Here is a 26399-nt window from a genome sequence, read left to right on the forward strand (position 1 = left end):
GCGGCACGGCGGACCGGCAGCGGCTACCGGCCGTCGGGCAGCAGGGCGTGCAGCGCGGCGGCCCGCAGGTCGGCCAGCCGGGTGCGGTCCCAGCCGTGGTAGACGGCGTTGGTGCACAGCACCACGAAGCGGCGGGTGTCCGGGGCGAGGTAGAGGCTGGTGCCGGTGAAGCCGTGGTGGTAGGCGACCGGGCCCCGTTCGGCGACCAGCCAGGCCAGGCCCCGGGACAAGCCGGGTTCGACGGCGGCCAGCGGGCGGCGGCTCGACGCGAACCACCCGGGCAGCCAGGAGAGTTCGGACGGTCCGGACGGTCCGGGCCGCGCGGACGCCGAGGCCGACCCGGCCCGCTCGGGCTGCGGCCCGGCCGGCTCCGCGGGCCCGAGCAGGTGCTCGGCGAAGGCGGCCAGGTCGGCGGCGGACGAGAACACCCCGGCGTGCCCGGCCACTCCGCCGAGCAGGGCCGCGCTCGGGTCGTGCGGGATGCCCCAGGTCCGGGGCGCGCCGCGCAGCCGCTGCTCGGTCGGGGCGAGCCGGACGTCGCGCGGCAGCGGGCCGTACGCGGTGGCGGTCAGGCCGAGTCCGCGCCACAGCTCGTCGGCGAGCACCGGCAGCGGGCGGCCGAGCAGTTCGGGCAGCAGCAGGCCGAGCAGGATGAAGCCCCGGTCGATGTACCGGTGGTGCGCGCCGGGCGGCGAGACCAGCGGCTCGGCGCACAGGTGCTCGATCAGCGGGCGCCCGGTGTGCTGGTAGCGGGCCAGGCCGGTCTGCGGGAGCAGCCCCGAGGTGTGGGTCATCAGTTGACGCACCGTCAGGTCGCCGCCGGGGGAGGGGAGTCGGGGCAGCGCGGCGCGCAACGGGGCGTCCAGGTCGAGCAGTCCGGCGCGGACGGCGGCGCCGACCAGCGGCCAGGTGGCGAGCACCTTGGTCAGCGAGGCCAGGTCGTAGCGGGTGTGCTCGTCGGGGCGGACGTCGCCGCACTCGGGGGCGACCAGCCCGCGGCCCACCACCGCCCGGCCCGCCCCGGCCTGACCGACCACCAGCACCCCGCCGGGGAACCGGCCGGCGTCCACCGCGGCCCCGAGCCCGGCGCCCAGCGCGGCGGCGGTACCGGCCACCCAGTCGGCGGCAGCCGGTCCCGGGACGGCCGGTTCCGGGGCGGTCGGTTCCGGGGCGGGCCGGTCGGCGGGCGGCTGCGGATCGGCTGACACGGCGTCCCTCTCGTCCGGACCGGCGGGGCCTTCCTCCGGATTGTCGCCCGCCCGGGCCGCCGGGGCCAGGGCGCCTGCCGGGCCCGGCGGCCCTGAGCCCGGATCAGAGCTCAGAGCTCAGAGCTCAGAGCTCAGAGCTCAAGGCCCAGGGCTCAGGAGCGGGACGCCGCCAGCGAGTTGAGCGTCTCCAGGGCCCGGTCGGCCTCGTGGACGGGGACGAACAGGTGGTCGTGGTGGAAGCCCGCCACCACGTTGCAGCTGATCCCGCGCTCGGCGAGGGCGGTGGCGACGGCGGCGGTCAGCCCGACCGCCTCCAGCGCGGAGTGCACCCGCAGGGTCAGCCAGGCGGCGACGTACGTGTACGGCAGGCCGAGCGCGTCGGCCTCCTCCTGGGCGACCACGAAGGTCACCCCCTCGGGTTCGGCCACCGTGACCACCGGCCGCAGCCCGGCGGGCACCCGGCCCGGGAGGGTGCAGTACACGTAGCGGCCCGGGTTGTGGACGGGGTCCATGCCGGAGAGCAGTTCGTCGAGGTCGTGTTCGCCTGCCATGGCGTCACGGTAGCGGGCGCGGACCGGCCCGGCGGGGACGGCGCGGCCCCGTGTCGCAGCGTCCGCCACTCCTGCCACTTCCGCCCCGCAGGCCGCACTGGTGTGTCAACTGCCGGAACAGAGAAGGTAATTGACGGACCAACATCTTTGTTTGGTAACAACGCCGGAGCCTGTTGCCGAACCGTCCCGGGCAGGTGCAAGCTCGGAGCATGAACGCTCGACGTTCGGCGGTGACCGAATGAGCACGTTCGATCCGGGGGAGCCCACGCCCGCCGAGGCGCTCGGCGGGAAGCCGCCGATGACGCCCACCTTCGCCCGGCCCGGCACGCCCGCGGTACCCGCGTCCGCTCCGGCCGCGCCCGCCGCGCCCGCCGCTCCGGCGCCGGCCGGCAGCACCTGGGCGTCCCCGCCGGCGGTGCCGCCGCAGCCGACCGCGCGGGCGGCCACGGACGCGACCCGGTTCCTGTGCGCCGCCGTCCAGTTGGACGGGGCCCTGGGCAACCGGGTGGTCGACGCCGTGCTCAAGGAGCCGTACCGGGCCGTCGCGTTCTCGCCGGGCGTCGACCTGGTCTGCGTCCTGCGGTACGCGCTGGCCGCGCAGGCCCGGCAGGCCACCGCCCGGGGCGTGCTCACCTGCGTCGCGCTGGTGCTGGTGTCGCCGCTGCTCCTGCAGGCGCCGCCCCCGGTGCCGCTGCCGGTGTTCGTCCTGCTGCTGCTCGTCGTGGCCTGGGCGACCGTGCTGACCGAACGGCTCGTCACGTTCTACGGGGTGCTGCGGCCCCGGCTGAGCCGGCACGCCTTCGACCCGGCCCGGGCGCCGCACGCCCAGCCGGCCGAGGAGAAGCTGCTGGGCGAGGTCGCCGCACAGGACCGGCAGGGGAACGTCTCGGTCTTCGCCGGATTCGACCCGTTCCTCGGCTACGGCAAGCTGGTCTCCCCGTGGAACTTCACCATCGCGGTGGACCGGCCCGACGAACAGTCCGACCAGGTCCTCCCGTTCACGCTCGCGGAGCTGAACACCGAGGTGACCGGCGTGCTGCGGGCCCTCGGACTGCCCGGGGTGACGGTCGCCGAACGGGTCTTCGTGAACGGCGCCGACCTCGCCCAGGGGCTCGACCCGGCGCTGCAACGGCTGCTGCTGCCCAGGCCCGACGGCCGGCCGCGGACCGACCTGCCCCCCGACACCCTCGACCGGCTGCGCGAGGACGGCGCGGGCCGGGCCCGGCCCTACCTGATGACCACGGTCTCCGGCTGGAGCGGCGAACTGGTGGTCGGCACCGTCACCCGGTTCTCGCTGAGCGCGGCCCGCGACCTGCTCTTCGTCGAGGGCGGCACCACCGTCCTCCCGCCGCTGCACCACTGGTACCACCAGGTCGACCACCTGCTCGACCGCCCGACCTGGCGGCAGCTGCTCACCCTGCTCGGCTCCTCGGCCGCCGCCGTGCCGGGCCGGCTGCTGGCCGCCCCCGGGGAGGTGCTGGGCCGGCTGGCCGAGGGGCCGGCCGAGCGCCGCAAGAAGCGCGAGCAGCTGCGCCGGATCGCGCTGGGGGCCTTCAACTACGGCGCCGAGCTGAGCATCCGGGAGGCGGCGGCCGAGCCCGGCTTCCACCGGTACTTCCAGCAGGTCGACAGCCAGATGTACACCAAGATCGTCGAGCGCCGGGTGCTGGACGCGCTCACCGACTTCCTGGCGGACCACCAGGTGGACGTCTCCGAGCTCCGGGAGCGCCAGAACGTGATCTACAACGGGGGGATCTTCACCTCCGGCAACGCCAACGTCAGCTTCGTCAACTCCCCGGTGGCCGCCGGTGTCGGCAGCCGGATCATGCGGATGGCCGGCCGGGCCCCGGGCGGCCGGAAGAAGGAGGACAGATGACCGAGCAGCGCAACGTCACCGGCGGGCTGCACATCAGCGGCAACGCCCAGGTCACCATCACCGGCGCCGGGATCGCCGCGGGCCAGAACTCCTCGGCCACCGTCCACAACACCGCGGTGGACGAGGAGGCCCTGGTCCGGCGGGTGCTGGCGCTGGTCGAGCAGCTGCGGCAGAGTGCCGAGCCCGCCACGGTGCGGGCCGCGGAGGAGCTCGGGCAGGAGGTGGCCGCGCCCGCCCGGCGCTGGGAACGGGTGCTGGCCTACCTGACCCGGGCCGGCCAGGGAGTGGCCGCCACCGCGGCGGTGGCCACCGAGATCCAGGGGCTGGAGCAGTCGGTCCGGGCCCTGCTGCAGTAGCGCCCGCCGGGCAACGGCCCGGGACGGGAAACCGAGTGTCGCACGGGCGACGTGAAGGGGGAGAGGGTGGCCGAGACCAGGGGTGTGCTGTTGCCCGCCTACGTGCTGGCCGACGAGTCGGCCTCGATGGGCCCCTACCGCAAGGAGCTGTCCGACGGCCTGGTCTCGCTCTGCGAGGGACTGCGGGCCGAACCGATGATCGCCGCGAAGCTGCGGCTGGCCGTGCTCGGCTTCTCCGACACCGTGCAGGTCCGGCTCGCGGTCGCCGACATGCGCACCGAGACCACCCTGCCCGAGGTGGTCATCCGGGGCTCGACCCGGTACGGGGCGGTCTTCGAGGACCTGCTGCAGCGCATCCCCACCGACGTGCAGTGGCTGCGCGGCCAGGGCTACAAGGTGCACCGCCCGGTGGTGTTCTTCCTCAGCGACGGCCAGCCCACCGACGGCAACGGCTGGCGGCGCGCGCACGGCGAACTCGTCGACCGGACCCGCACCCCCACCGCCCCCAACATCATCGCCTGCGGCATCGGCGACGCCCAGGCCCGGACCATGCTGGAGGTCGCCACCCGGCAGGAGTTCGCCTTCGTGGCCCGGTCCGGGACGGACATCGGCCAGGCCGTCGCCGAGTTCTTCCAGTCGCTCACCGCCAGCCTGGTCGCCTCCGGCCACGCGCTGAACTCCGCCGAACCGCAGCTGGTGGTCAACCGGCCGGACCGGTTCACCATGGCCATCGACGAGGTCGGCTAGTGGGTCCGCACGGGGGCGGCGGCGGCACCCCCGCGCCGCTCCCGCCGCCGTCGCTCCCGTCCCCGCCGGTCCCGCCCCCGCCGTCCGGGCCGCCACCGGCCGGGCCGCCGCCCTGGCAGCGGATCGCGGTCGGCACGCCCGGGGCCGAGTTCGAGCCCAGGCCCCCCGGCGAGGACGCCTACGACGTGCCCGACACCGAGTGCGACGGCTGGTCCACCGCCGAGTTCACCCTGCGGCTGGCCTCGGTCCGCGGCGCCCAGCACCGCTACTACCGCCGCCCCCGGCAGGACGCCGCCCGGGCCGTCCCGCACGGGGACAGCGGCGCGGTGGCGTTCGCCGTCGCCGACGGCGTCTCCAGCGCCACCCGGGCCGAGCGCGGCGCCGCCGAGGCGTGCCGGGCCGCCCTGGAGCGGATCCTGCTCCAACTCGCCTGGAGCCCGGCCGCGCTCGACCACCGCGACGTGGCCGGGCACGCCGCCGAGCGGCTGCACCGGCTGGCCCGGGCCCGGCTGCACCGCGCCGACCCGTCCCCGGCCGAGGTCGCCGGCCTGTACGCGACCACGCTGGTCGCGGGCCTGGTCCGGCCGGACCCGGCCGGACCGGTCGTCGAACTGTTCCGGATCGGGGACTCGGACGCCTGGCTGCTCGACCCGCACCGGGGCGGCTACCGGCCGCTGTTCCCGTCGAAGACCGGCGCGGACACCCTGCTGGTCTCCAACGAGGTCCGGCCGCTGCCCAGCGTCCCCGACCCGCTCGAACAGGCCACCGTCCGGCTGGCGCCGGGCCAGGTGCTGCTGGTCGGCACCGACGGCTTCGGCGACCCGCTGGGGGACGGGGACGGCCTGGTCGGCGCCCTGTTCGCCCGTCAACTCGCCACGCCCCCCTCGCCGTTGTGGCTCGCCCAGGTGCTGGACTTCTCCCGGGAGACCTTCGACGACGACCGGACCCTGCTCGCCCTCTGGCGGCGCGACCCGGCGGCGCGGTGAGCACCGCCCCCGGCGGCTCCGTCGACCGCGCCGCCCTGGTCCTGGACCGGCGGCTGGGCCAGGGCGGCCAGGGCGTCGTCCACGCGGTGGCCAACCGGAGGATCAACCGGGCCGCCGCCGACGGCGGTTGGGACGTGGTCTACAAGGAGTACGCCCCGGAGCTGCTCGCCGCGCTCGACACCGCCGCACTGACCGCCATGGTCGGCCTGCTCGGCGAACTGGACGGCGACGAGGGCCGGTGGCTGTGCGAGAAGGCCGCCTGGCCGGCCGCGGTGGTCCGCCGGGCGGGCGAGGTCAGCGGGTTCCTGATGCGCTCCGCCCCCGACCGCTTCCGGTTCGACTTCCGCAGCCTGCGCGGCCCGTCCGGCGGCACCCGGCGGCTGGCCAACCTCGAGTTCCTGCTCAACGACGACGCGTACGTGGCCGGCATCGGACTCACCGTCAGCGAACGCGACCGCCTGCTGCTGCTGGCCGACCTGGCCGGCACGCTCGAACGGCTGCACCGGCTCGGCATCGCGGTCGGCGACCTCTCCCCGAAGAACCTGCTGTTCGCCGCCGACGGCCGGCCCGAGTGCTTCCTGATCGACTGCGACGCGATGCGGCTGCGCGGCGCCAGCGTCCTCCCGCAGGCCGAGACGCCGGACTGGGCGCTGCCGCCCGGCGAGGAGAAGGCCACCCCGGCCGGGGACGCCCACAAGCTCGCGCTGCTCGCCGTCCGGCTGATCGCCCGCGACCAGGGCAGCACCGACCCCGCCGCGCTGGCCGCGCTGAGCCCGGCCCTCGGCGACCTGGCCCGCCGCGGCCTCGACCCCGACCCGCAGCGGCGGCCGGCCCCGGGCGAGTGGGCCGAGCACCTCCAGGCCGCCGCCGAGACCGCCTCGACCATCCCCGCCACCGCCCCCGACTCCGGGCCCGCGCCCGCCCCGAAACCCGTACCCGTGCCCGGGCCGGGGTCCGCCCCGAAGCCCGGGTGGGTGCGGGCCGCCGCCCCGGCCTTCGCCCTGGTCGCGCTGCTCGCGGGCTTCCTGCTGCTGGTGGCCCAGCCCTGGAAGGACACCGGCCGCACCGCGACGCCCGCCTACAGCTACTCCCCGACCCCGTCGCCGTCGCCGAGCCCGTCCCCGTCGCCGAGCCCCTCCCCGTCCCCCACCCCGTCGGTGGAGAGCAGCCCGGCCTTCGACCCCGCCTCGCTGGACCTCGCGCGGACCGACGGCACCCCGCTGACCGCGAACGCGCTGCTCCCCACGTCGTTCACCGACGCCAAGGGCGTGGAGTACACCCGCAACAGCGGCTCGGCCCAGGGCTGCCTGGACAGCACCATCGCGGACAACGTCAAGACGGTGCTGAGCCGGGTCGGCTGCGACCGGCAGGTGGTCGGGACGTACACCGACTCCAAGGACCGGATCATGGTGGTGGTCCTGGTGATCCCGCTCGCCGACCGGAAGACCGCCGAGGACGCCGACGACGCCCTGGCCGGGGCCTCCACCACGGACTGGGGCTTCTGGTGCCCGAAGACCGGCCCCGGCTCCGAACTCTGCGACGGCGGCACCGACCTCACCGGCGCCACCCAGAGCGGCTACCGCGGCCACCACCACCGCTACCTGCTGCACTCACTGGCGATCTACCTGAGCCTCGGCAACGACAGCAGCCTCGAAGAGTGGACGAAGGCCGCCGCCAGCGCCGCACTCGACGAGGCCGGCCCGTCGAACTACCCGGGCAACCACTGACCCCTCCGCCGTCCCCGTCGGCCGACTGTCGGAACGGCATTGCCATCCGATAGTTAACGATATATCGTCGAGGTATCGAGATGCTTCGTTGAGTGGAGCGTCCATTCCTCTGGGAAGACAGGTGTTCGTCATGCGGTACGACAAGCGATTCGGTGGAGAAGGCCGGCGTCGTTGGGCCGAGGGCCCGGGGCGGCCGGGGCGTGCGGGGGTGCCCGGTGAGGGTGTCGACGAGTTCGAGGGGCGGGCGGCGTTCGGGCCGTTCGGGGCGCCGGGGCGGCCGATGCCGCCGTTCGGGCCGGGGTTCGGGCCGCGCGGCCGGGGGTTCGGCGGGCACGGTCCGCGGGGGCACGGGGGCGGGCGGCGGGGCGGGCGGGCCAGGCGCGGTGACGTGCGGGCCTCGCTGCTCGCGCTGCTGCGGGAGCGCCCCATGCACGGCTACGAGATGATCACCGAGATCGGTGAGCGGACCGGCGGGGTCTGGCGCCCCAGTCCCGGGTCGGTCTACCCGACGCTCCAGCTGCTGGAGGAGGAGGGGCTGGTCAAGGCCAACGAGGAGTCCGGCAAGAAGCTGTTCGAACTGACCGAGCAGGGCCGGGCCGAGGCCGAGCAGAACAGCCCGTCCCCGTGGGACGAGGCCGGCCGGCGGGACGACTGGGAGGCCGTGCAGGAGGTCGGCGCCGCGCTCGCGGCGGTGGACCACGCGGTGCGGCAGGTCATGACGACCGGCACCGAGGAGCAGCGGACCAAGGGCCTCGCGGTGCTGGCCGAGGCGAAGAAGAAGCTGTACCTGATCCTGGCCGAGGAGGACTGAGCCCCGAGGAGGGGCTGACGGCCGGTCAGGCGTCGGCGTCGTACTCGTAGCGCCAGCGGTAGCGCCCCTTGGGCCCGTACTCCTTGGCGCGGCGGTAGACCAGGACGGTCGCCGGGGTGTCCCCGTGCGCGGGGACGGGTACCCGGTAGACCTTGGGGACGCTGTGCATCATGCCCAGCAGGACCGGCAGGACCCGGCCGTCCAGCGGGCCCCCGGAGAACTCGGTGTCGGCGCTCTTCACCCGACCAGGGTAGGCGCGGCGCGGCCGGGGCGGAGCGGGCGGGTGTGTCCGTTCCGGGACGGGGGTGTGGAGCGGGTGTGACGGGGACGGCACGCCCCCGGTCATCCGGAGGGCTCCGGGAGCCTTATCCTGCTACGTACGCCCCCGGGGTCCACCCCGGGTCCGCGGGCCCGTACGGGCCGGGTGGGGCGCGCCGTGGTGCGCCCGCCCGGCGGGCGCGACTCTCGTCCCCCGTACCCGACCCCGGACGTCGGCCGCCCGGAGACCCCGGCCCGGCCGGCGGCAGGACGCCCCCGCGCGCGGTGCACCCCTCGGGAAGCAGCGGGCGGCTCCGTGCGTTGGCGTCGGTTGTTGCGTCGGTGGCCGTGCCGTACCTGGCACGGCAGCTCAGGCAGGTGCGTGCGGAAGGGGCCAGATGGAAACCAGCAGCAGGTGGACGTCCTGGTGGCGGCGGGAGCGGCGGGAACGCCCGGGGCCCGCCGGCGGGGACGCGGCCGCGAGGCTGGACCTGTTGCTGGGGGCGGCCAGGGCGGGGTTCCCGGTGGCGCCCGCGGCGCACCCGGCCGGGTACCGGTGCTCGTGCGACCGGGTCGGCTGCCCGGCCCCGGCCCAGCACCCGCTCTCCTTCGCCTGGCAGTCCCAGGCCACCACCGACGCCGAGCAGTTGGCGCGCTGGCTGTCCCGGGACCCGGAGGCGAACTTCGTCACCGCGACCGGCCGCGCGCACGACGTGCTGGACGTGCCGGCCGAGGCGGGCGTGCTCGCCCTGCAGCGGCTGGAGGCGCTCGGCGCGGTCGGCCCGGTGGCGGCGGTCGGCGCCGACCGGTACCTGTTCTTCACCGCGACCCGCGGCACCCCGCAGGACGAGGACGAGTGGTGGACCAGCGCGCTGGACTCCACCCCCGACACCGTCTCCGAGCACCCCGGCCTGCGCTGGCACTGCCGCGGCTCGTACACCCTCGTCCCGCCGGCCGCGCTGCCGGACGGCTCCGAGGTGCGCTGGCTGCGCGGCCCCGAGCTCGCGCTGCCGGACCCGCTGCGGGTGCTGGACGTGCTGACCGACGCCTGCACCGAGGTCGGTGCGGTGGCCCAGGAGCAGTGGCTGATCGGCTGAACCGCCGCCGTGGTGCGGGGTGACGGGCCGTCAGGGCAGCGTGAGGATCTCCGCGCCGTCCGCGGTGACCAGCAGGGTGTGCTCGAACTGGGCGGTGCGCTTGCGGTCCTTGGTGACCACCGTCCAGCCGTCCGGCCAGACCTCGTAGTCGTAGGTGCCCAGGGTGAGCATCGGCTCGATGGTGAAGGTCATCCCGGGCTTGATCACCTCGGTGGCCCGCTCGCTGTCGTAGTGCGGGACGATCAGGCCGGAGTGGAACGAGGTGTTGATGCCGTGGCCGGTGAAGTCGCGCACCACCCCGTAGCCGAACCGCTTGGCGTACGACTCGATCACCCGGCCGATCACGTTGATCTGCCGGCCCGGCCGGACCGCCTTGATCGCCCGGTTCAGCGACTCCTCGGTGCGCTCGACCAGCAGCCGGGACTCCTCGTCCACCTCGCCGCACAGGTAGGTGGCGTTCAGGTCGCCGTGCACACCGTGGATGAACGCGGTGGCGTCGATGTTGACGATGTCGCCGTCCTGCAGCACGGTCGAGTCCGGGATGCCGTGGCAGATCACCTCGTTGACCGAGGTGCAGATCGACTTCGGGAAGCCCCGGTAGCCGAGGTCCGACGGGTACGCGCCGTGGTCGCACATGTACGCGTGGGCGACGGCGTCCAGCTCGTCGGTGGTGGTGCCGGGGGCGATCAGCTTCGCCGCCTCGGCCATCGCCCGCGCGGCGATCCGCCCGGCGATCCGCATCTTCTCGATCGTCTCGGCGTCCTGCACCTCGGGGCCGGTGTACGGCGTCGGCGCGGGCTTGCCGACGTACTCCGGACGCGCGATGTGCGCGGGGACCTTGCGGGTGGGGGACAGCGTGCCGGGTACCAGAGCCATGACGGCGAGTGTATCGGCCGCCGCCCGCCCGGCCCCGGGTCGCGTACGGGGCGGGGCAGCGGGAAGGATCACCGGTGACCGCCGCGGTACCCAGCACAGGACGGGAGACGCAGACGATGGTGTTCGGCCGCAGCAAGCCCACCGGGCAGCCGGGGGAGTGGTTCTACTGCATCAAGCACGGCAAGGTCGAGGAGGGCCCGGAGTGCCCGGCCAAGGACCGGCTCGGCCCGTACGCCAGCCGGGAGGAGGCCGCGCACGCCCTGGAGACCGCCGCCGAGCGCAACCAGGAGTGGCGGGACGACCCGCGCTGGAACGACGAGGAGCCCCGCGGGGGGAACTGACGGCGGCTCAGGACCCCACGGAGACGCCCGCGGCCTGGCGCTCGTGCTGGGCCCGCACCGCCAGCGCGTGCGGGTCGGTGCGCGAGTCCCAGGCCAGCAGCTTGGGGATCGCCGCGGTCAGCGCCAGCACGCCCGCCACGCACAGCAGCCCGCCGGCCCAGATCGAGCCGCGCACCCCGGCCAGCGCCGCCATCCCGCCGGCCCGGACCTGGCCCAGCTGCGGGCCCACCGAGTACGAGAGCAGCTCCACCCCGGCGAGCCGCCCGCGCAGTTCGTCGGGGATGGACTGGTTCCAGATCGTCGACCGGGCCACCCCGCTGATCTGGTCCGCCCCGCCGGCCACCGCCAGGAACAGCAGCACCAGCCAGATGTTCCCGGCCAGCCCGGCCAGCGTCATCGCGCCGCCCCAGCCGAGCGCCGCGAACAGCAGCATCCGCCCGTGCCGGTGCACCCGGGCCGTCCAGCCGCCGGTCGCGGCCACCAGCAGCGCCCCGGCCGCCGTCGCCCCGTACAGCAGGCCCAGCGCCCACTCGGCGTCCAGCGACGAGGCCAGGAACGGGTACAGCGCCACCGGGTAGGCGAACAGCATCGCCACCACGTCGATCGCGTAGGTGCCCAGCAGGTCCTTGCGGCTCCAGGCGTACGCCAGGCCCTGCCCGATGCTGCGCAGCGACGGGGCCCCGGCGCTCTCGGCGGGCGGCACCGGGCGCATCCGGGAGATCAGCGCCAGCGAGACCAGGAAGGTCAGCAGGTCCAGCGCGTAGGCGCTGCGGGCCCCGGCCACCGCGACCACCACGCCCGCCAGCGGCGGGCCGGCCACCGAGGCGACGTTGCGGTACAGCGAGTTGAGGGCGAACGCGGCGGGCAGCTGGTCGTGCGCCACCACCCGGGGCACCATCGAGTCCAGCGCCGGGCGCTGCAGGCCGTCCAGCGCCGCGACCAGGGCCGCGACCAGGTAGATCGGCCACAGCATCGGGTGCGGCAGCAGCGCGTTGGCCAGCATCAGCGCCGACAGCAGGGCCAGCCCGGCCTCGCTGAGCAGCACCAGGCGGCGCCGGTCCAGTGCGTCCGCCAGGGCGCCGCCCCACAGGCCGAACACCACCAGCGGCACCAGCTCGCACGCGCCGACCAGGCCCACCGCGAAGGTCGAGCCGGTCAGCTCCTTGATCTGGATCGGCAGCGCCACGAACGACAGGAAGCTGCCGAAGCCCGTCACGCACCCCGAGACCCAGAGCAGCCGGAAGTCCCGGGAGGCACGCCAGGGCGTGAGGTCCGGAAGGATTCTGCGCAGCAGCGGAGCGGTACGGGTCACATGGCCAGATGCTGCGCGCCCGGGACGGGCCGGGGCAAGCGGTTTTCCGCCCGGCCGGGGCGGCCCCCGGCCGGGCGGGGGCTACCAGCGCAGCACGGGGGAGGCGGTCAGGCGTTCGGTCAGCCGGGCCAGCCGGGAGCGCGGCGGGGCCGCCGAGGCGGCCGAGCTGACCAGGTGCTGGACCAGCTCGAACGGTTCCTCGGCGGCGCCGGGGACGGTGAGCCGCTCGTGGGCCAGGTCGGTCAGCTCCGGGTCGCCGTCGTCCAGGGCGAGCAGCACCGCCCCGGCCCGGCGGGCACCGTCCAGCCGCTCCAGCAGCGGCGCGTCGGCCGGGCCGGGCGCCACCAGGAGCACCGTCGCGCCGGCGCGCGCCTCCGCGAGCCGGGGCAGGCCGCAGGCCAGGTGCTCCGGGGCGCCGGTCGGGACGGCGTGCCGCAGCAGGGTCGGGGCCAGCTCCGGCAGCCCGCCGTAGGCGGCCTCGTCGCTCAGGTGCGCCGCCAGGTGCCACGGCTCGTAGCGGGGGGTGCCCACCAGCAGCAGGCCGCTCGCGCTGCGCCTGGTCACCGAGCCGCGCAGCGCGGCGGCGAAGGCGCCCGCCCGTTCGGGCCAGCCGGTGCCGGCCAGCGACTGCCGGAGTGCGGAAACTCTCACCGCGTCCATGCGCGACAGCATGCTGCTCCGGCGGCCGGTTTGGCAGGATCTTCGGCATGACGCAACCCGATTCAGTGAACGCGACGGCCGGACCGGGCCGGAACCTGCCCGACGTCTCCCACCTCGTGGTGGGGATCCTCGGTGGCACCGGCGACCAGGGCCGCGGTCTCGCCTACCGGTTCGCCAGGGCCGGACAGCAGGTGGTGGTCGGCTCCCGCAGCGCCGAGCGCGCCGAGTCCTGCGCCGCCGAACTGGGCCGGGGCGTGCGCGGCGCCGACAACGCGGCCTGCGCCGCGGCCGCCGACGTGGTGATCGTCGCGGTGCCGTGGGATGGCCACGCCGAGACGCTGGCCGGGCTGCGCGCCGAACTCGCCGGGAAGATCGTGGTCGACTGCGTCAACCCGCTGGGCTTCGACAAGCAGGGCGCCTACCCGCTGCAGGTTCCCGAGGGCTCGGCCGCCCAGCAGGCCGCCGCGCTGCTGCCGGACTCCACCGTCACCGCGGCCTTCCACCACCTGTCGGCGGTGCTGCTGCAGGACGAGGCCGTGGAGCGGATCGACACCGACGTGATGGTGCTCGGCGAGGACCGGGCCGCCACCGACACCGTGCAGGCGCTGGCCTCCCGGATCCCCGGCATGCGCGGCGTCTTCGCCGGGCGGCTGCGCAACGCCCACCAGGTGGAGTCGCTGGTCGCCAACCTGATCTCGGTCAACCGCCGCTACAAGGCCCACGCGGGGCTGCGGATCACCGACGTGTGAGCGCCCGGCGCGCGCCGCGGTCCGCCCCGCGCTCCCGGCGCGCGCCCCCGGGTGCCCCACCCCCGGCCCCGGCGGCCCCGTTCGGTCGGCGAGAATGGCCGGGCACACCACCGCCCCGAGGAGCCCCCGCCATGCCCCGCAACGCCCTGTACGCCCTGACCGTCCTCGTCCTGGCGGTGACCGCCGCGGTGGTCTCCTTCATGAAGGGCAACTGGCTCGGCGTGGTGTGGATCCTGATGGCCGGCGTGGCCAGCAACATCGCCTGGTACTACCTCCGCAAGGACCGCGCCGAGCGCCGCGCCGCCGCGGGCCAGGGCTGAGCCGCCCCGGCCGCCGCGGTCCGGCCCGGGACGGCTACTGCCAGAACCGGAACAGGTGGTCGCCGAGCGCCGGGTAGACCGGGTCGACCCCGAACAGGTCGAAGACGTGCAGCGACGCCTGCTGCAGCCACTGCCCGACCTGGCTCTGCCACACCAGCGCGAACAGCAGCAGCATCCCGTACGGCGCGTACGGGGCGATCGCGCGGCGGACCTTGTCCGACAGCCAGGGCTCGACGATGCCGTAGCCGTCCAGGCCGGGCACCGGCAGCAGGTTCAGGATCGCCGCGGTGACCTGCAGGTAGGCCAGGAAGCCCAGCGCGGCCGGCAGCGGCGAGAGCGCGTAGTCGATGCCGCCCGCGGTGGACGGCACCTCCGGGTCGTCGAACCAGCCCTGGCCCACCAGCAGCAGCGTCACCACGCCGAACGCCACGTTCACCAGCGGTCCGGCCGCCGAGATCAGGCTGTGCTTGAGTCGGCCCGAGATCCGGCCCCGCTCGATGTACACCGCGCCGCCGGGCAGGCCGATCCCGCCCATGATCACGAAGACCACCGGCAGCACGAAGCTCAGCACCACGTGCCCGTACTTCAGCGGGTTCAGCGTCAGGTAGCCCTTGGTGCCGACCGTGATGTCGCCGCCCGCCAGCGCGGTGCGGGCGTGCGCGTACTCGTGCAGGCAGAGCGAGACCATCCAGCCCGCCACCACGAACAGGAACACGCCCAGCCGGTCGTTGCCCCAGCCCGCGGCCAGCGCGGCGCCGGAGGCGAGGAAGATGCCGGCCAGCGCCAGGAAGATCGGGCTGACCCGGTGCTCCGCGCTGCGCTGGCCGGTACTGGCGTACGTCATGGTGGAAGGGCTCCGGAGGTGGTGGCGGGACGGGCGTCCGATCATGCCGCCGACCGGGGGCGCCGGACAAGCGGCCCCGGGTGAACGTACGGGAGCGGGCGGACGTTCCGCCGCCCCGGCCGCGCCCGGCGGGGGCCTTCGCACGGGTGTGCGCCCCGGGGCGGTGGCGCGTCCCCCAGAATGGGCGGGTGCACTACGGCATCCTCGGCACCACCACCGCCCACCACGACGACGGCACCCCGGTCGCGCTCGGCGGCGCCCGGCTGCGCGCCCTGCTGGCCGCGCTCGCCCTGCGCCAGGGCCGCCCCGTGCCCGCCGAACTGCTCGCCGACGAGGTGTGGGCCGACGAGCCGCCGCAGGACGCCGCCGCCGCGCTGCAGACCCTGGTCGGCCGGCTGCGCCGCACCGTCGGCCGGGCCGAGATCGGCTCCGGGCCCGCCGGGTACTGGCTGACCGACCCGCGCACCGACGTCGCCGAGTTCCAGCAGCGCTCCGCCGAGGGCGCCCGCGCCCTGCAGGGCGGCGACCCGGCCGCCGCCGCCGAGCAGCTCACCGCCGCGCTCGCGCTGTGGCGCGGCCCCGCGCTCGCCGACCTGCCCGACCGCACCGCCCCCGCCGCCCGGCTGGAGTCCCAGCGCGCCGAGGCCCGCCGGCACCGGCTGACCGCCGACCTCGCCCTCGGCCGCACCGCCGAGGTCACCGCCGAACTCGCCGAACTCTGCCGCGACCACCCCTTCGACGAGCAGCTCCAGGCCCTCCAGCTGCGCGCCCTGCGGGCGGCCGGCCGCACCGCCGAGGCGCTCGGCCGCTACGAGGAGGTCCGGCGCACCCTGGCCGAGGAGCTCGGCACCGACCCGGGCCCCGAACTGCGCGCCCTGCACCGGGAGTTGCTCACCGCCGACGCGCCCCCGGCACCCGCCTCGGCCCCCGCTCCCGCGCCCCCGGCCGCCGCCCCCGCCACCGGCAACCTGCGCCCCGGCCGGACCAGCTTCGTCGGCCGGGACGGCGAACTCGCCACCGTGGCCGACGCCCTGACGGCCGGCCGGCTCACCACCCTGACCGGCCCCGGCGGCTCCGGCAAGACCCGGCTCTCGGTCGAGGCCGGCCGGATCGAGCAGGACGCCGCCCGCTGGCCCGGCGGCGTCTGGCAGATCGAGCTCGCCCCGCTGGAGGACCCGGCCGCCGTCCCCGACGCGGTCGCCTCCGCGCTCGGCCTGCGCGAGACCGTGCTGCACACCGGCGGCGCCGTCGCCGAGGCGATCGAGGGCGGCCGCAAGGACCCGGTCTCCCGGCTCGTCGACCACCTCGGCCGCCGCCGCGTCCTGCTGCTGCTCGACAACTGCGAGCACGTCGTCCAGGCCGCCGCCGACCTCGCCGACCGGCTGCTCGCCGACTGCCCCGGCGTCACCGTGCTCGCCACCAGCCGCGAACCGCTCGGCGTCCCCGGCGAGAGCGTGCTGCCGGTCGAGCCGCTGCCCGACCCGTCCGCGCTGCGCCTGCTCGCCGAGCGCGGCGCCGCCGCCCGCCCCGGCTTCCGCACCGACCAGGACCCGGCGGCCTGCGCCGAGCTGTGCCGCCGCCTCGACGGCCTGCCGCTGGCCATCGAACTCGCCGCCGCCCGGCTGCGCGGTCTCACCCCCCGCCAGCTCGCCGACCGCCTCGACTCCCGGTTCGCCCTGCTCACCGCGGGCTCCCGCACCCTGCTGCCCCGCCAGCAGACCCTGCGCGCCGTCGTCGACTGGTCCTGGGACCTGCTCGGCAAGCGCGAGCGCGCCGTGCTGCGCCGGCTGTCGGTGTTCGCCGGCGGCTGCACCCTGGAGGCCGCCGAACAGGTCGTCGCCGACGGCGCGCTGGTGCGCCGCGAGGAGGTCGCCGACCTGCTGCTCTCGCTGGTCGACAAGTCCCTGCTGGTGGCCGGGCTGGGCGAGCAGCCCCGCTACTGGATGCTGGAGACCATCCACGAGTACGCCGCCGAACGCCTCGCCGAGGCCGCCGAACCCGACACCGCCGACCGGCACACCCGGCACTACCGGGAGCTCGCCCGCACCGCCCACCTGAACCTGCACGGCCCGGGCCAGCTCGACGAGCTCGCCCGCTTCGACCGCGAGCAGGAGAACCTGCGGGCCGCGCTGCGCCGCGCCGTCGACACCGGCCAGGAGCAGGAGGGCCTGGCCCTGGTGCTGTCGATGGCCGGCTACTGGATGCTGCGCGACTACCGCACCGAGTCCCGCACCTGGTACGAGGCGGTCTCCGCGCTCGGCCCCGACCCGTACGCCGACGGCGCCCCGCCGCCCGTCCCGCTCACCGCCAACCCGCTGGACGCCCCGCTGCCGATGCCGCCCGACCTGCTCGACGAGGCCCGCCGCCAGCTCGGCCTGCTCCGGCTGATCAGCCTGTTCTCCGGGGACATGAGCATGCTGCACAGCTCGGGCGCGCTGGACACCGCCGAACGCATCCTGGCCGCCTACACCCCCGACCTGCCGCAGTCCTACCGGCAGCCGGTGCTCGCCCGGATCTTCACCGTCTTCCTCACCGGCGAGATGGAGCGCACCCGCGAGGTGATGGACGACGCGGTGGCCGGCGCCCGGGTGCACGGCGACCCGCTCGACCTGGCGTTCGCCCTGCAGCTGCGGGCCCGGCTGCTCAACGACCTGGCCGGCGGGCTGGACCAGGCGATCGCCGACAGCGAGGAGGCGCTCGCCCTCTACACCGCGCAGGGCGACCGCTGGGGCATGTCCGACGCGCTCTCCGGCAAGGCCGAGAACGCCACCAAGTCCGGCGACGCCGCCGAGGCCGAGGCGGCCTTCCGGCAGGCCATCGAGCTCTCCACCCAGCTCGGCGCGCACCAGGAGGTCCCGATGCTGCGGGCCCGGCTCGGCGAGGTGCTGGCCGAACGGGACCCGGAGGCCGGCGAGCGGATGGTCCGCGAGGCGGTCGCCGACGCCTCCGGGGAGCACACCGACGCCGAGGGCGCCCGGATGTACGGGCGGCTGGTGCTGTGCAACCTGGCGGTGCGCCGCGGCGAGTACGCCGAGGCGCTGGCCGTGCTCGACGAGCTGCCCGCCGACCCCGGCGCGCGCGGACCCGTCCCCTCGGTGTTCGCCGGCATCGTCGGCTGCATCCGCGGCTGGGTGGTGGCCCGCTCCGGCGACCCGGCCGCCGGCCTGGAGCTGATGCGGGCCGGCCGCCGCACCATGACCGAGGTCGAGGGCGGCCCCACCATCTTCGTCGAGCACATGGCGATGATGCTGATGACCCCGCTGGCCGGCGCCCTGGTCGAGTACGCCCGGGCGTACGGCGAGCCCGCCGCGGCCCGCCGCGCCGCCGCCCTGCTCGGCGCCCACGAGGGCATCAGCGGCATGCCCGGCTCGTTCATGGAGCGCAGCGAGCACGCCCGGTGCGCCGCCGCGGCCCGCGAACTGCTCGGGGCGGACGCGTACCTGGCCGCGTACGAGGAGGGCGGACGCCTCACCCTGCGCGAGGCGTCCGCCCTGCTGAACGATCCCGGCCCGTTCCGCGCCGGGGCCGCCTGACCCACCGTCAGGTGCGCTTGCGGAAGCGGGCCACCGCGAGCGGCGCGGTCACCGCGGTGATCCCCGCGGCCCAGAGCAGCACCGTCAGCACCGAGTTGCCGACCGGCTGGTCGTTGATCAGCGCCCGGCAGGCGTCGGCCAGCGCGGAGAGCGGGTTGTGCCGGGTGAACGCCTCCAGCCAGCCCGGCATGCTGGTCGGCTTGGCGAAGATCGAGCTGCCGAACTGCAGCGGCATCATCACCAGCATCGACATGCCCTGCACCGCCTGGGCGCTGCGCAGCGACATGCCCAGCAGCATCGACACCCACATCAGCGAGGAGCCGAACAGCAGCGACAGGCCGACCGCGGCCAGCAGCTTCAGCGGCCCGCCCGCGACGTCCAGGCCGAGGACCATCGAGAAGCCGATCAGCACCGCGAAGGCGACCACCGCGCGCAGCGTCTCGGCGATCATCTTGGACAGCAGCACCGCGGAGCGCCCGATCGGCAGGGTGCGGAAGCGGTCCATCACGCCGGTCTGGAAGTCGGTGTTCAGGCCGGTGCCGAGCGCCATCGCCAGGTTCAGGCCGGTGGTGCCGAGCAGGCCGGGCACCATGTACTGCATGTACGTGTGCTGGTCGCCGGCCATCGCGCCGCCGAACACGTAGACGAACAGCACGATCATGATGACCGGGACCAGCAGCGCGTCCAGCATCGACTCCGGGTCGGCCTTGATCCGCATCAGGTTCCGGCGGGTCAGCGCGCCCAGGTGGCGCAGGTTGCCGCGCAGGCCGATCCGGGTGTCGTCGGCGCCGGCGGGGGCCGCGGCGGGCGCGGGGGTCAGGGTGGCGGTGCTCATGCGACGGGCTCCTTGTCACGGTTCCGGGCGGGGACGGCGGACTTGCCGGTGATGGTCAGGAACACCTCGTCCAGGCTGGGCAGCTCGGTGCCGATGCCGGCCACCCCGAAGCCGCGGGTGCCCAGCACCCCGATCACGGCGGTCAGCTGGTGCTCGTCGGTCAGGTGCACCGAGAGCAGGGCGGACTCGGCGGAGAAGGTGGCCGGGATGCCGGACTCCTGCAACGCCCGCGCCATCTCCGGGAGTTGGGCCGGGTCGGCGGGCCGCACCTGCAGGCTCTGCCCGCCGACCTGCTTCTTCAGCTCCTCGATGCCGCCGTTGGCGATCACCCGGCCCTTGTCGATCACGGTCAGGGCGTGCGCGAGCTGCTCGGCCTCCTCCATGTACTGGGTGGTCAGCAGCACGGTCGAGCCCTCGCCGACCATCCGCTGCACCTCGTCCCACACCTCGTTGCGGGTGCGCGGGTCCAGGCCGGTGGTGGGCTCGTCCAGGTAGAGCACCTTCGGGCGGCCGATCATCGAGGCGGCGAGGTCGAGCCGGCGGCGCATGCCGCCCGAGTAGCCCTTGGCGGGCCGCTTGGCCGCGTCGGTGAGCGAGAAGCGCTCCAGCAGCTCGGCGGCGCGGGCCTTGGCGTCCTTCGCCGAGAGGTCGAGCAGGCGCCCGATCAGGTAGAGGTTCTCGTAGCCCGACAGCAGCTCGTCCACCGAGGCGTACTGGCCGGTCAGGCCGATGGTGCGGCGCAGCTGCTTGGGCTGGCGCAGCACGTCGTAGCCGCCGACGAACGCGCTGCCCGCATCCGGCTTGATCAGCGTCGACAGCACCCGCACCAGGGTGGTCTTCCCGGCGCCGTTCGGCCCGAGCAGCCCGAGCACCGTCCCCTCGCGCACCGTCAGGTCGACCCCGTCCAGGGCCTTCGTCTCCCCGTAGTGCTTCACGATGCCGTGGACCTCCACGGCGTTCCGCTCGATTCGTGTCATGGCAACCACCGTGCCGGGGGCGGCTGTCACGGCGCTGTCAGCCCGCTGTCAGGGGGGATGACGGCGGGCTGACGGGGAGACTGCCGGCGGTGAGCCGCCGTCAGCGCTCGGCGGGCTCCTCGGCCAGGACCAGGGCGAGCAGGCCGGGGAAGCGCCGGTCGAACTCCGCGCGGCGCAGCCGGTTCAGGCGCCGGGCGCCCTCGTCGCGCTGCTCCAGCAGGCCGACGGCGCGCAGCGCCGTGAAGTGGTGGGTCCGGGTGGCCTTGGACACGGGCAGGTCGATGGAGCCGCAGGCGTGCGTCCAGTCGGGGGCCGCGGCCAGGGCGCGGACGATGAGGCGGCGCACCGGGTCGGCGAGCGCGTCCAGGGCCGCCTGCAGGGGGACCAGGTCCGGGTCGGCGGGTGCCGGTTCCGTGCCGCGTGCGGGCATCGCGCTCCTCCTTGCCGGGTGTTCGACAACCATCGTACAGTTCGGGTGTTCGATCCGCGTCGAACATCCAGCCGCCGTACCACCCCACCCCTTCAGGAGCAGCCGTGCCCTTGGTGCGCATCGACCTCGCCGACTCCCGTCCCGCCGACCTCCGCCGGGCCATCGCCGACGGCGTCCACGACGCCCTGGTCGCCGTCGTCGGCATCCCGGCGGGCGACCGCTTCCAACTGCTCACCGTCCACCCCGCCGACGAGCTGGTCTTCGACGCCGACCACCTCGGCATCCGGCGGCTGGACGTGGTGTACGTGCAGATCACCCTGGTGGCGGGCCGTCCCCGGCCGCTCAAGGTGGAGCTGTTCCGGCGGATCGCGGCGAACCTCGCGGCCGTCGGCGTCCGGCCCGAGGACGTCCACGTCACCCTGACCGAGAACACCGTCGAGGACTGGTCGGTCGGCAACGGCGAGGCCCAACTGCTCGCCCTCGGCCCGGTCGCGGGCACCGCGGGCTGAGACCGGCCGGCCCGCGGAGGGCGGCGTCAGCGCGCGGGGCGCCGCTCCGGCCGCCGGCCCCACGGCTTGAACACCGACAGCACCACGTCGGCCAGGTGGAGCAGCAGGGCCACGGTGGGGACGATCACCAGGTGGTAGCGCAGGAACCCCGGCTCCACGGCCGGGACGGAGCCCGTCGGGTGCCGCTCGGCCGCCCGCGCCGCCTCGTGCAGCCGGGCGGTGAGCGCGAGGACCGAGGCCGCCGTCGCCGCCGGCGTCAGCCAGAACTTGACGGCGACCCGGCGGAACCGGAACAGCCCCCACCGGGTGCCGAGCGCCAGCGCCACCCCGCTCGCCAGGCTGGTCGGGCTCAGCGGGACGACCGGCGCGTCGCCCGGCACCGCCATCGCCCGGTAGGCGGTCCGCGCCGTGCCGGCGTCGTCCGTCGGCAGCGCCCGCACCGCGAGGGTGAGCAGGCACAGCATCAGGGCCGGCCGGCCGAGGCGACCACGTGCACCGCCAGCGTGCCGTGCCGGGCCCGCGGGGACGGCCGCCGGCCCGTTCCGGCCGGCCGCCCGGCGCCGCGGTCGCCGGCCTTCCGGGCTGTCGTCGGTCCGGCGGACGGGGACGTGCGCACCTCGCTCGGCCCGCGGGTCACGGACGGACCCCGGCCTCCCCCGCCCGCCCCGCCCGGGCGTCCTCCGGCGGGAGCAACTCCCCCTGCTCCCGGCCGAGTACGCCCGTCCGTCCGCCCCCGGGGGAGGGGCGGGCGGACGGGCGTGCACGGGCGCTAGCTGAAGCTGTGCTCCGGGCCGGGGAAGGTGCCCTCGCGGACGTCGGCGGCGAACTCGGTCGCGGCCTGGGCGAGCGTCGCGCGGAGGTTCGCGTACTGCTTGACGAACTTGGGGACGCGGCCGGCCGTCATGCCGGCGAAGTCGGTCCAGACCAGGACCTGCGCGTCGGTGCCGGGGCCGCCGCCGATGCCGACGGTGGGGATCGCGGAGTGCTCGGTGACCTGCGCGGCCAGCTCGGCCGGGACGGCCTCCAGGACGACGGCGAAGGCACCGGCCTGCTGGACGGCCTTGGCGTCGCGCAGCAGCCGGTGGGCGGCCTCGTCGCCGCGGCCCTGGACGGGGTAGCCGCCGAAGGCGTGCACGGACTGCGGGGTGAGGCCGATGTGGGCCATCACCGGGATGCCGGCGTCGACGAGCAGTTCGATGGTGCGGGCGCTGCGCTCGCCGCCCTCCAGCTTGACGGCCTGGACGCCGGCCTCCTTCATCAGGCGGGCGGCGTTGTGCAGGGCCTGGGCGGGGGACTCCTGGTAGGAGCCGAACGGCAGGTCGCCGACGACGAGGGCGCGCTTGGTGCCGCGGACCACGGCGGCGGAGAGCATCACCATCTGGTCCATGGTCACCGGCACGGTGGTCTCGTAGCCGAGGTGGCAGTTGCCCGCGGAGTCGCCGACCAGCAGGACCGGGATGCCGGCCTCGTCGAAGACTCCGGCGGTGAGGGCGTCGTAGGCGGTGAGCATCGCCCAGCGCTCGCCGTTGCGCTTGGCCTTGGCGAGGTCCCGGACGGTCACCCGGCGGCTGGTGACGCCGCCGTAGAGGGTGGTGCCGGCGGGGGCGTCCTGCGTCTGGGCAGGCTGAAGCGGAGAGGCGTTCATCGAACAGACTCCAAGTGTGTGTCGTCTCGTGGCGCCGTGCGGCGTCCCCGGATCTGGCTCCATGCTTGCACGCCGCGGGCCGTGCGCAAAGAGTCGGGAGCCCGGTCGTGTCCGGCCGCGCCCGGCGGCGGACGGGCCGGCGGGGCCGGCGGGGCGGGTCGGCGGGCGGTGCGGGCGCTTGGGGAAGTCTTTACTCTTCCTTGACCTCGGAGTACCGATACGAGACCGTCTCGTATTGGAAAGGGGTCTAGGCTGTCCGTATGACCTCGCCGACCGCCGCTGCCCCGGTATCCCGGGTGCCGGAAGCCGTACACCGCCGACGCTGGTGGATCCTGGGCACCCTGGTGCTCGCCCTGCTCGTCGTCGTCCTCGACAACTCGATCCTCAACGTGGCGATGAAGACCATCGCCACCCCCGCCCCGGTCGGCCTCGGCGCGAGCCAGAGCGACCTGGAATGGGCGATCAACTCCTACACGCTGGTCTTCGCGGGCCTGCTGTTCACCGCGGGCCTGCTCGGCGACCGGTTCGGCCGCAAGTGGACGCTGCTGGCCGGCATGCTGGTCTTCGGCCTCGGCTCGCTGCTGTCCGCGCTGGCCGCCAGCCCGGGCGAACTGATCGGCTACCGCGCGGTGATGGGCCTCGGCGGCGCCTTCGTGATGCCCGCCACGCTGGCCATCATCATGAACGTCTTCGAGCGGCACGAGCAGCCCAAGGCGATCGGCATCTGGGCCGGCGCGGTCGGCCTGGCCATCGCCATCGGCCCGATCACCGGCGGCCTGCTGATCGAGCACTTCTGGTGGGGCTCGGTCTTCCTGGTCAACGTCCCGATCGTCGTCGTGGCGCTCGGCCTGATGGGCTGGCTCGTCCCCGACTCCAAGGACCCCAACCCCGGCAAGCTCGACCCGGTCGGCGTGCTGCTGTCCATCGTCGGCCTGGTGGCGCTGATCTACGGCATCATCAAGGGCGGCGAACTGGCCGACTTCACCGACCCGAAGGCCTGGATCCCGACCCTGGTCGGCGTGCTCGCGCTGGTCGCCTTCGTGCTGTTCGAGAAGCGCACCCGGTACCCGGCGCTGGACGTCACCTGGTTCCGCAACAAGGTGTTCTCGGCCTCGATCGGCGTGGTCGGCATCGTGTTCTTCGCGCTGATGGGCGTCTCGTTCTTCGGCGTCTTCTACATCCAGAGCGTGCGCGGCTACAGCGCCCTGGAGGCCGGCGAGCTGATGCTGCCGCTGGCCGTCGCCCAGCTGGTCTTCGCGCCGCGGGCCCGGTTCGTGGTCGACCGCTTCGGCATCCGCGCCACCTGCGCGGGCGGCATGCTGCTGGTCACCGTCGGCTTCCTCGGCTACGCCTTCCTCACCGCCACCAGCCCGATCTGGCTGCTGATCGTGCTCGGCTTCGTGATGGGCACCGGCATGGCGCACGTGATGCCGCCGGTGACGGTCGCCATCATGGGCGCGCTGCCGCGCGAGAAGGCCGGCGCCGGCTCCGCCCTGAACAACACCTTCCGCCAGGTCGGCGGCTCGCTCGGCATCGCGGTGCTCGGCGCGCTGCTGTCGACGGTCTACCGCAACGGCATGGACGACCACCTGGCCGCGGTGCCCGAGCAGGTCCGCGACCGGGCCGGCGAGTCCATCGAGTCCACCCTCGGCGTCGCCGAGAAGCTCCACCTGCCCGCCCTGGTCGACCCGGCCAAGGACGCCTTCATCCACGCCATGCACGTGGTCTCCGGCGTCTCGGCCGGCGTCACCGTGCTCGGCGCGGTGCTGGCGCTGCTCCTGCTGCCCGGCAAGGTCGCCGCCCCCGGCGGCCCGGGCGCCCCGGCCCCCGGCCCGCAGGACCGCAGCGGCTCCGGCGCGAGTGCAGCCAAGGTCTGATCGCGAGGGTGGAGAATAGGGCCATGACGAGCGCCGAAACTCCGCTCCAGCCGTGCCACGGCCCCGCCGCGGAGCAGGACGCTCCGCGGCGGGGCCGCCCGCGCAGCGAGGCCGCCGAGCAGGCGATCTACCGCGCGGTGGAACAGCTGATGGAGGACGGCACCGGCCTGTCCGAGCTGTCGATCGAGCGGATCGCCGCCGAGGCCGGCGTCGGCAAGGCCACCATCTACCGGCGCTGGCCCAACAAGGAGGCCCTGCTGGTGGACGTGGTGGCCCGGCTGGAGGAGCCGCTGCCCCCGCTGCTCGGCCCGACCTACCGGGACGACCTGATCAACGCCGTCGACTACATGCGCCGGCGCGGCCTGATCAAGCGCTCCCGCTGGATCGTCAAGTCCGCGCTGGGGCAGATGAACACCTGGCCGGAGCTCAAGCACACCTACCAGGAGCGGGTGGTGCAGCCCCGCCGCGAGATGGTCCGCCAGATCGTCCGGCGCGGCGTCGACGCCGGGGAACTGCGCGCCGACCTGGACGTCGAGCTGCTCTGCGAGCTGCTGATCGGCCCGATCCTGGTGCGCACCGTGCTGTGGGACGACTCCCCGCTGGAGGACCCGGACCTGCCCCGCCAGATGGTCGACGCCGCGCTCCAGGGCATCGGCGCCCGCCCGGCCCCGTCCCCCGCGCACTGACCGCCCCGCAGCCGCCCCGCCACCGCCGCCGCCGGCCCCGTCCGGCGCAGGACCGGAACTTTCCGGGCACTTCGCCGCGTCCATCCCGTCATAGGCTGATCCGGGAATCGGATCGGATCGGGGCAGGTCGGGGCCGCCGTCGGCGGCGCGGCCGGCCGGTGCGGCGGTGAGGAGCGGGCGATGGTGCGGGCGGACGGCCCGGCGGTGGCGACGGCGTCGGACGAGCGGGCCGCGGCCCGGTGGGAGGGGCTGCGCCGCTGGTTCGCTTGGCGCCGCGGGTGGCCGCTCACCGTGCTCGGCCTGCTGGTCACCCTCCTGCTGGTGTGCCACGCCCAGGTGCCCAACGCGGTCGGCAACCTGGGCAGCCTGCTGGAGACCTTCCTGCCCTGGCTGGGGCTGGCCGTCCCGGTGCTGCTCGGGCTCGCGCTGTGGCGGCGGGCCGGGATGGCGGTGGTCGCCGCGCTGCTGCCCGGCGCGGTCTGGCTGAACCTGTTCGGCGCGCTGCTGGTCGACAAGAGCAGCGGCCCCGGCGACTTCACCGTGCTCACCCACAACGTGGCCGCCGCCAACGACGACCCGCAGGGCACCATCCGGATGCTCGCCGGCTCCGGCGCCGAGATCGTCGCGCTGGAGGAGCTGTCCGCGTCCGCCGCCCCGGTGTACGCCGAGGGGCTGGCCGCCGCCTTCCCGTACCACGTGGTGGAGGGCACCGTCGGGCTGTGGTCCGGCTACCCGATCGACGAGGTCTCCGTGGTCGACCTCAAGATGGGCTGGACCAGGGCCTTCCGCGCCCGGGTCAGCACCCCCAAGGGCCCGCTGGCGGTGTACGTCGCCCACCTGCCCTCGGTCCGGGTCAAGTTCGACAGCGGCTTCACGGCCGGGCGGCGCGACGTCAGCGCGCAGGCCCTCGGCGACGCGATCGAGCACGAGCCGCTGCGCAAGGTGCTGCTGCTCGGCGACCTCAACGGCACCATGAACGACCGCAGCCTGGCCCCGATCACCTCGCAGTTGCGCTCCGCCCAGGGCGCGGCCGGCGACGGCTTCGGCTTCTCCTGGCCGGCCTCCTTCCCGACCGCCCGGATCGACCAGATCCTCAGCAAGGGCGGCCTGGTCCCCACCGACTCCCGCACCCTCCCGGCGGACGCCAGCGACCACCTCGCGGTGGCCGCCGACTACCGCTACTAGGCC

At 75.1% G+C, this 26399-nt stretch carries 27 protein-coding genes; 15 read left to right on the forward strand and 12 right to left on the reverse strand.

Translation table 11 applies throughout. The annotated features are described in order from the left end of the window. Nucleotides 1-23: 23 nt before the first annotated feature. Nucleotides 24-1208: a serine hydrolase gene (locus IH44_RS0118450; RefSeq protein ID WP_232795001.1), complete on the reverse strand. Its 1185-nt coding sequence runs from the start codon at nucleotides 1206-1208 to the stop codon at nucleotides 24-26. Nucleotides 1209-1360: 152 nt separating this feature from the next. Next, on the reverse strand, nucleotides 1361-1759 hold the full coding sequence (locus tag IH44_RS0118455) for an ACT domain-containing protein (RefSeq protein ID WP_030460705.1): 399 nt from the start codon (nucleotides 1757-1759) through the stop codon (nucleotides 1361-1363). Nucleotides 1760-1997: 238 nt separating this feature from the next. Between IH44_RS0118455 and IH44_RS0118460 the strand changes: the two genes are divergently transcribed. The 6 genes from IH44_RS0118460 (at nucleotide 1998) to IH44_RS44320 (ending at nucleotide 8262) form a co-directional block, all read left to right on the forward strand. Then, complete coding sequence (locus IH44_RS0118460; protein ID WP_051817042.1) at nucleotides 1998-3635, forward strand: hypothetical protein; 1638 nt, start codon at nucleotides 1998-2000, stop codon at nucleotides 3633-3635. Beyond that, a complete protein-coding gene (locus IH44_RS0118465; RefSeq protein WP_030460707.1) occupies nucleotides 3632-3991 on the forward strand; it encodes a hypothetical protein in 360 nt (119 codons plus the stop codon). The genes IH44_RS0118460 and IH44_RS0118465 overlap by 4 nt, the downstream gene beginning before the upstream one ends. Nucleotides 3992-4057: 66 nt before the next feature. Next, nucleotides 4058-4738 (forward strand): hypothetical protein, encoded by a 681-nt coding sequence (locus IH44_RS0118470; RefSeq protein WP_030460708.1) that lies wholly within the window; start codon nucleotides 4058-4060, stop codon nucleotides 4736-4738. Beyond that, a complete protein-coding gene (locus IH44_RS0118475; protein ID WP_030460709.1) occupies nucleotides 4738-5724 on the forward strand; it encodes a protein phosphatase 2C domain-containing protein in 987 nt (328 codons plus the stop codon). The genes IH44_RS0118470 and IH44_RS0118475 overlap by 1 nt, the downstream gene beginning before the upstream one ends. After that, on the forward strand, nucleotides 5721-7451 hold the full coding sequence (locus tag IH44_RS0118480) for a hypothetical protein (protein WP_030460710.1): 1731 nt from the start codon (nucleotides 5721-5723) through the stop codon (nucleotides 7449-7451). Before IH44_RS0118475 ends, IH44_RS0118480 begins: the two co-directional genes overlap by 4 nt. Before the next feature lie 130 nt (nucleotides 7452-7581). Beyond that, a complete protein-coding gene (locus tag IH44_RS44320; protein WP_081966960.1) occupies nucleotides 7582-8262 on the forward strand; it encodes a PadR family transcriptional regulator in 681 nt (226 codons plus the stop codon). A 25-nt stretch (nucleotides 8263-8287) separates the two neighbouring features. Here IH44_RS44320 and IH44_RS0118490 read toward each other — a convergent pair whose 3' ends face one another. Beyond that, the gene (locus IH44_RS0118490; protein ID WP_051817043.1) at nucleotides 8288-8503 is read right to left on the reverse strand and encodes a hypothetical protein; all 216 of its coding nucleotides are present in this window, start codon (nucleotides 8501-8503) and stop codon (nucleotides 8288-8290) included. 415 nt (nucleotides 8504-8918) lie between these two features. Between IH44_RS0118490 and IH44_RS0118495 the strand changes: the two genes are divergently transcribed. After that, a complete protein-coding gene (locus tag IH44_RS0118495) occupies nucleotides 8919-9617 on the forward strand; it encodes a bifunctional DNA primase/polymerase (protein ID WP_030460713.1) in 699 nt (232 codons plus the stop codon). 30 nt (nucleotides 9618-9647) lie between these two features. Here IH44_RS0118495 and map read toward each other — a convergent pair whose 3' ends face one another. Further along, nucleotides 9648-10493 carry a type I methionyl aminopeptidase gene (gene map, locus IH44_RS0118500; RefSeq protein WP_030460714.1) on the reverse strand — a complete coding sequence of 282 codons (846 nt, stop codon included), beginning with the start codon at nucleotides 10491-10493 and terminating at the stop codon, nucleotides 9648-9650. 116 nt (nucleotides 10494-10609) lie between these two features. On the opposite strand from map, the gene IH44_RS0118505 reads away from it, so the two are divergent. Then, nucleotides 10610-10834, forward strand: a complete 225-nt coding sequence (locus IH44_RS0118505; RefSeq protein WP_030460715.1) for a hypothetical protein — start codon at nucleotides 10610-10612, stop codon at nucleotides 10832-10834. Nucleotides 10835-10841: 7 nt separating this feature from the next. On the opposite strand, the gene IH44_RS0118510 is transcribed toward IH44_RS0118505, so the two are convergent. Both IH44_RS0118510 and IH44_RS0118515 read right to left on the reverse strand, forming a co-directional pair. Next, nucleotides 10842-12146: an MFS transporter gene (locus IH44_RS0118510; protein ID WP_030460716.1), complete on the reverse strand. Its 1305-nt coding sequence runs from the start codon at nucleotides 12144-12146 to the stop codon at nucleotides 10842-10844. A gap of 81 nt (nucleotides 12147-12227) precedes the next feature. Further along, on the reverse strand, nucleotides 12228-12806 hold the full coding sequence (locus tag IH44_RS0118515) for a hypothetical protein (protein ID WP_030460717.1): 579 nt from the start codon (nucleotides 12804-12806) through the stop codon (nucleotides 12228-12230). Between the two features lie 47 nt (nucleotides 12807-12853). Between IH44_RS0118515 and npdG the strand changes: the two genes are divergently transcribed. Then, complete coding sequence (gene npdG, locus IH44_RS0118520; protein ID WP_030460718.1) at nucleotides 12854-13555, forward strand: NADPH-dependent F420 reductase; 702 nt, start codon at nucleotides 12854-12856, stop codon at nucleotides 13553-13555. A gap of 131 nt (nucleotides 13556-13686) precedes the next feature. Next, nucleotides 13687-13875, forward strand: coding sequence for a hypothetical protein (locus tag IH44_RS0118525; RefSeq protein ID WP_030460719.1), 189 nt, complete (start codon nucleotides 13687-13689; stop codon nucleotides 13873-13875). Nucleotides 13876-13909: 34 nt separating this feature from the next. On the opposite strand, the gene IH44_RS0118530 is transcribed toward IH44_RS0118525, so the two are convergent. After that, a complete protein-coding gene (locus IH44_RS0118530) occupies nucleotides 13910-14719 on the reverse strand; it encodes a site-2 protease family protein (protein ID WP_030460720.1) in 810 nt (269 codons plus the stop codon). A gap of 188 nt (nucleotides 14720-14907) precedes the next feature. Here IH44_RS0118530 and IH44_RS0118535 point away from each other — a divergent pair, with 188 nt between their 5' ends. Next, nucleotides 14908-18252 carry a BTAD domain-containing putative transcriptional regulator gene (locus tag IH44_RS0118535; protein ID WP_030460721.1) on the forward strand — a complete coding sequence of 1115 codons (3345 nt, stop codon included), beginning with the start codon at nucleotides 14908-14910 and terminating at the stop codon, nucleotides 18250-18252. Nucleotides 18253-18259: 7 nt separating this feature from the next. On the opposite strand, the gene IH44_RS0118540 is transcribed toward IH44_RS0118535, so the two are convergent. The 3 genes from IH44_RS0118540 to IH44_RS0118550 form a co-directional block, all read right to left on the reverse strand. After that, on the reverse strand, nucleotides 18260-19087 hold the full coding sequence (locus IH44_RS0118540) for an ABC transporter permease (RefSeq protein ID WP_030460722.1): 828 nt from the start codon (nucleotides 19085-19087) through the stop codon (nucleotides 18260-18262). Beyond that, the gene (locus IH44_RS0118545) at nucleotides 19084-20064 is read right to left on the reverse strand and encodes a daunorubicin resistance protein DrrA family ABC transporter ATP-binding protein (RefSeq protein WP_030460723.1); all 981 of its coding nucleotides are present in this window, start codon (nucleotides 20062-20064) and stop codon (nucleotides 19084-19086) included. The genes IH44_RS0118540 and IH44_RS0118545 overlap by 4 nt, the downstream gene beginning before the upstream one ends. A gap of 100 nt (nucleotides 20065-20164) precedes the next feature. Continuing rightward, nucleotides 20165-20494: a helix-turn-helix transcriptional regulator gene (locus IH44_RS0118550; protein ID WP_035955575.1), complete on the reverse strand. Its 330-nt coding sequence runs from the start codon at nucleotides 20492-20494 to the stop codon at nucleotides 20165-20167. Between the two features lie 104 nt (nucleotides 20495-20598). On the opposite strand from IH44_RS0118550, the gene IH44_RS0118555 reads away from it, so the two are divergent. Next, nucleotides 20599-21003 (forward strand): tautomerase family protein, encoded by a 405-nt coding sequence (locus tag IH44_RS0118555; RefSeq protein ID WP_030460725.1) that lies wholly within the window; start codon nucleotides 20599-20601, stop codon nucleotides 21001-21003. Between the two features lie 26 nt (nucleotides 21004-21029). Here IH44_RS0118555 and IH44_RS41160 read toward each other — a convergent pair whose 3' ends face one another. Together IH44_RS41160 and panB are read right to left on the reverse strand one after the other, a co-directional pair. Then, a complete protein-coding gene (locus IH44_RS41160; RefSeq protein ID WP_051817044.1) occupies nucleotides 21030-21467 on the reverse strand; it encodes a hypothetical protein in 438 nt (145 codons plus the stop codon). Nucleotides 21468-21772: 305 nt separating this feature from the next. Further along, nucleotides 21773-22648, reverse strand: coding sequence for a 3-methyl-2-oxobutanoate hydroxymethyltransferase (panB, locus tag IH44_RS0118565; RefSeq protein ID WP_030460726.1), 876 nt, complete (start codon nucleotides 22646-22648; stop codon nucleotides 21773-21775). A gap of 260 nt (nucleotides 22649-22908) precedes the next feature. Between panB and IH44_RS0118570 the strand changes: the two genes are divergently transcribed. From IH44_RS0118570 to IH44_RS0118580, 3 genes are all read left to right on the forward strand, one after another. Continuing rightward, entirely contained in the window at nucleotides 22909-24525 is a 1617-nt protein-coding gene (locus tag IH44_RS0118570; protein WP_030460727.1) for an MFS transporter, read from the forward strand. 23 nt (nucleotides 24526-24548) lie between these two features. Next, entirely contained in the window at nucleotides 24549-25211 is a 663-nt protein-coding gene (locus IH44_RS0118575; protein ID WP_030460728.1) for a TetR/AcrR family transcriptional regulator, read from the forward strand. Between the two features lie 180 nt (nucleotides 25212-25391). Next, on the forward strand, nucleotides 25392-26396 hold the full coding sequence (locus IH44_RS0118580) for an endonuclease/exonuclease/phosphatase family protein (RefSeq protein ID WP_030460729.1): 1005 nt from the start codon (nucleotides 25392-25394) through the stop codon (nucleotides 26394-26396). The last annotated feature ends 3 nt before the right edge of the window (nucleotides 26397-26399 follow it).

It is taken from the genome of Kitasatospora sp. NRRL B-11411, assembly GCF_000721345.1.
Lineage (GTDB): Bacteria > Actinomycetota > Actinomycetes > Streptomycetales > Streptomycetaceae > Kitasatospora > Kitasatospora cineracea.

Excerpts from the sequence above, each read along its gene's own strand:
- IH44_RS0118455 (WP_030460705.1), bottom strand. The coding sequence starts at position 1,759 with ATGGCAGGCGAACACGACCTCGACGAACTGCTCTCCGGCATGGACCCC.
- IH44_RS0118460 (WP_051817042.1), top strand. The coding sequence starts at position 1,998 with ATGAGCACGTTCGATCCGGGGGAGCCCACGCCCGCCGAGGCGCTCGGC.
- IH44_RS0118465 (WP_030460707.1), top strand. The coding sequence starts at position 3,632 with ATGACCGAGCAGCGCAACGTCACCGGCGGGCTGCACATCAGCGGCAAC.
- IH44_RS44320 (WP_081966960.1), top strand. The coding sequence starts at position 7,582 with ATGCGGTACGACAAGCGATTCGGTGGAGAAGGCCGGCGTCGTTGGGCC.
- IH44_RS0118495 (WP_030460713.1), top strand. The coding sequence starts at position 8,919 with ATGGAAACCAGCAGCAGGTGGACGTCCTGGTGGCGGCGGGAGCGGCGG.
- map (WP_030460714.1), bottom strand. The coding sequence starts at position 10,493 with ATGGCTCTGGTACCCGGCACGCTGTCCCCCACCCGCAAGGTCCCCGCG.
- IH44_RS0118505 (WP_030460715.1), top strand. The coding sequence starts at position 10,610 with ATGGTGTTCGGCCGCAGCAAGCCCACCGGGCAGCCGGGGGAGTGGTTC.
- IH44_RS0118515 (WP_030460717.1), bottom strand. The coding sequence starts at position 12,806 with ATGGACGCGGTGAGAGTTTCCGCACTCCGGCAGTCGCTGGCCGGCACC.
- npdG (WP_030460718.1), top strand. The coding sequence starts at position 12,854 with ATGACGCAACCCGATTCAGTGAACGCGACGGCCGGACCGGGCCGGAAC.
- IH44_RS0118525 (WP_030460719.1), top strand. The coding sequence starts at position 13,687 with ATGCCCCGCAACGCCCTGTACGCCCTGACCGTCCTCGTCCTGGCGGTG.
- IH44_RS0118530 (WP_030460720.1), bottom strand. The coding sequence starts at position 14,719 with ATGACGTACGCCAGTACCGGCCAGCGCAGCGCGGAGCACCGGGTCAGC.
- IH44_RS0118540 (WP_030460722.1), bottom strand. The coding sequence starts at position 19,087 with ATGAGCACCGCCACCCTGACCCCCGCGCCCGCCGCGGCCCCCGCCGGC.
- IH44_RS0118545 (WP_030460723.1), bottom strand. The coding sequence starts at position 20,064 with ATGACACGAATCGAGCGGAACGCCGTGGAGGTCCACGGCATCGTGAAG.
- IH44_RS0118550 (WP_035955575.1), bottom strand. The coding sequence starts at position 20,494 with ATGCCCGCACGCGGCACGGAACCGGCACCCGCCGACCCGGACCTGGTC.
- IH44_RS41160 (WP_051817044.1), bottom strand. The coding sequence starts at position 21,467 with ATGCTGTGCCTGCTCACCCTCGCGGTGCGGGCGCTGCCGACGGACGAC.
- panB (WP_030460726.1), bottom strand. The coding sequence starts at position 22,648 with ATGAACGCCTCTCCGCTTCAGCCTGCCCAGACGCAGGACGCCCCCGCC.
- IH44_RS0118570 (WP_030460727.1), top strand. The coding sequence starts at position 22,909 with ATGACCTCGCCGACCGCCGCTGCCCCGGTATCCCGGGTGCCGGAAGCC.
- IH44_RS0118575 (WP_030460728.1), top strand. The coding sequence starts at position 24,549 with ATGACGAGCGCCGAAACTCCGCTCCAGCCGTGCCACGGCCCCGCCGCG.
- IH44_RS0118580 (WP_030460729.1), top strand. The coding sequence starts at position 25,392 with ATGGTGCGGGCGGACGGCCCGGCGGTGGCGACGGCGTCGGACGAGCGG.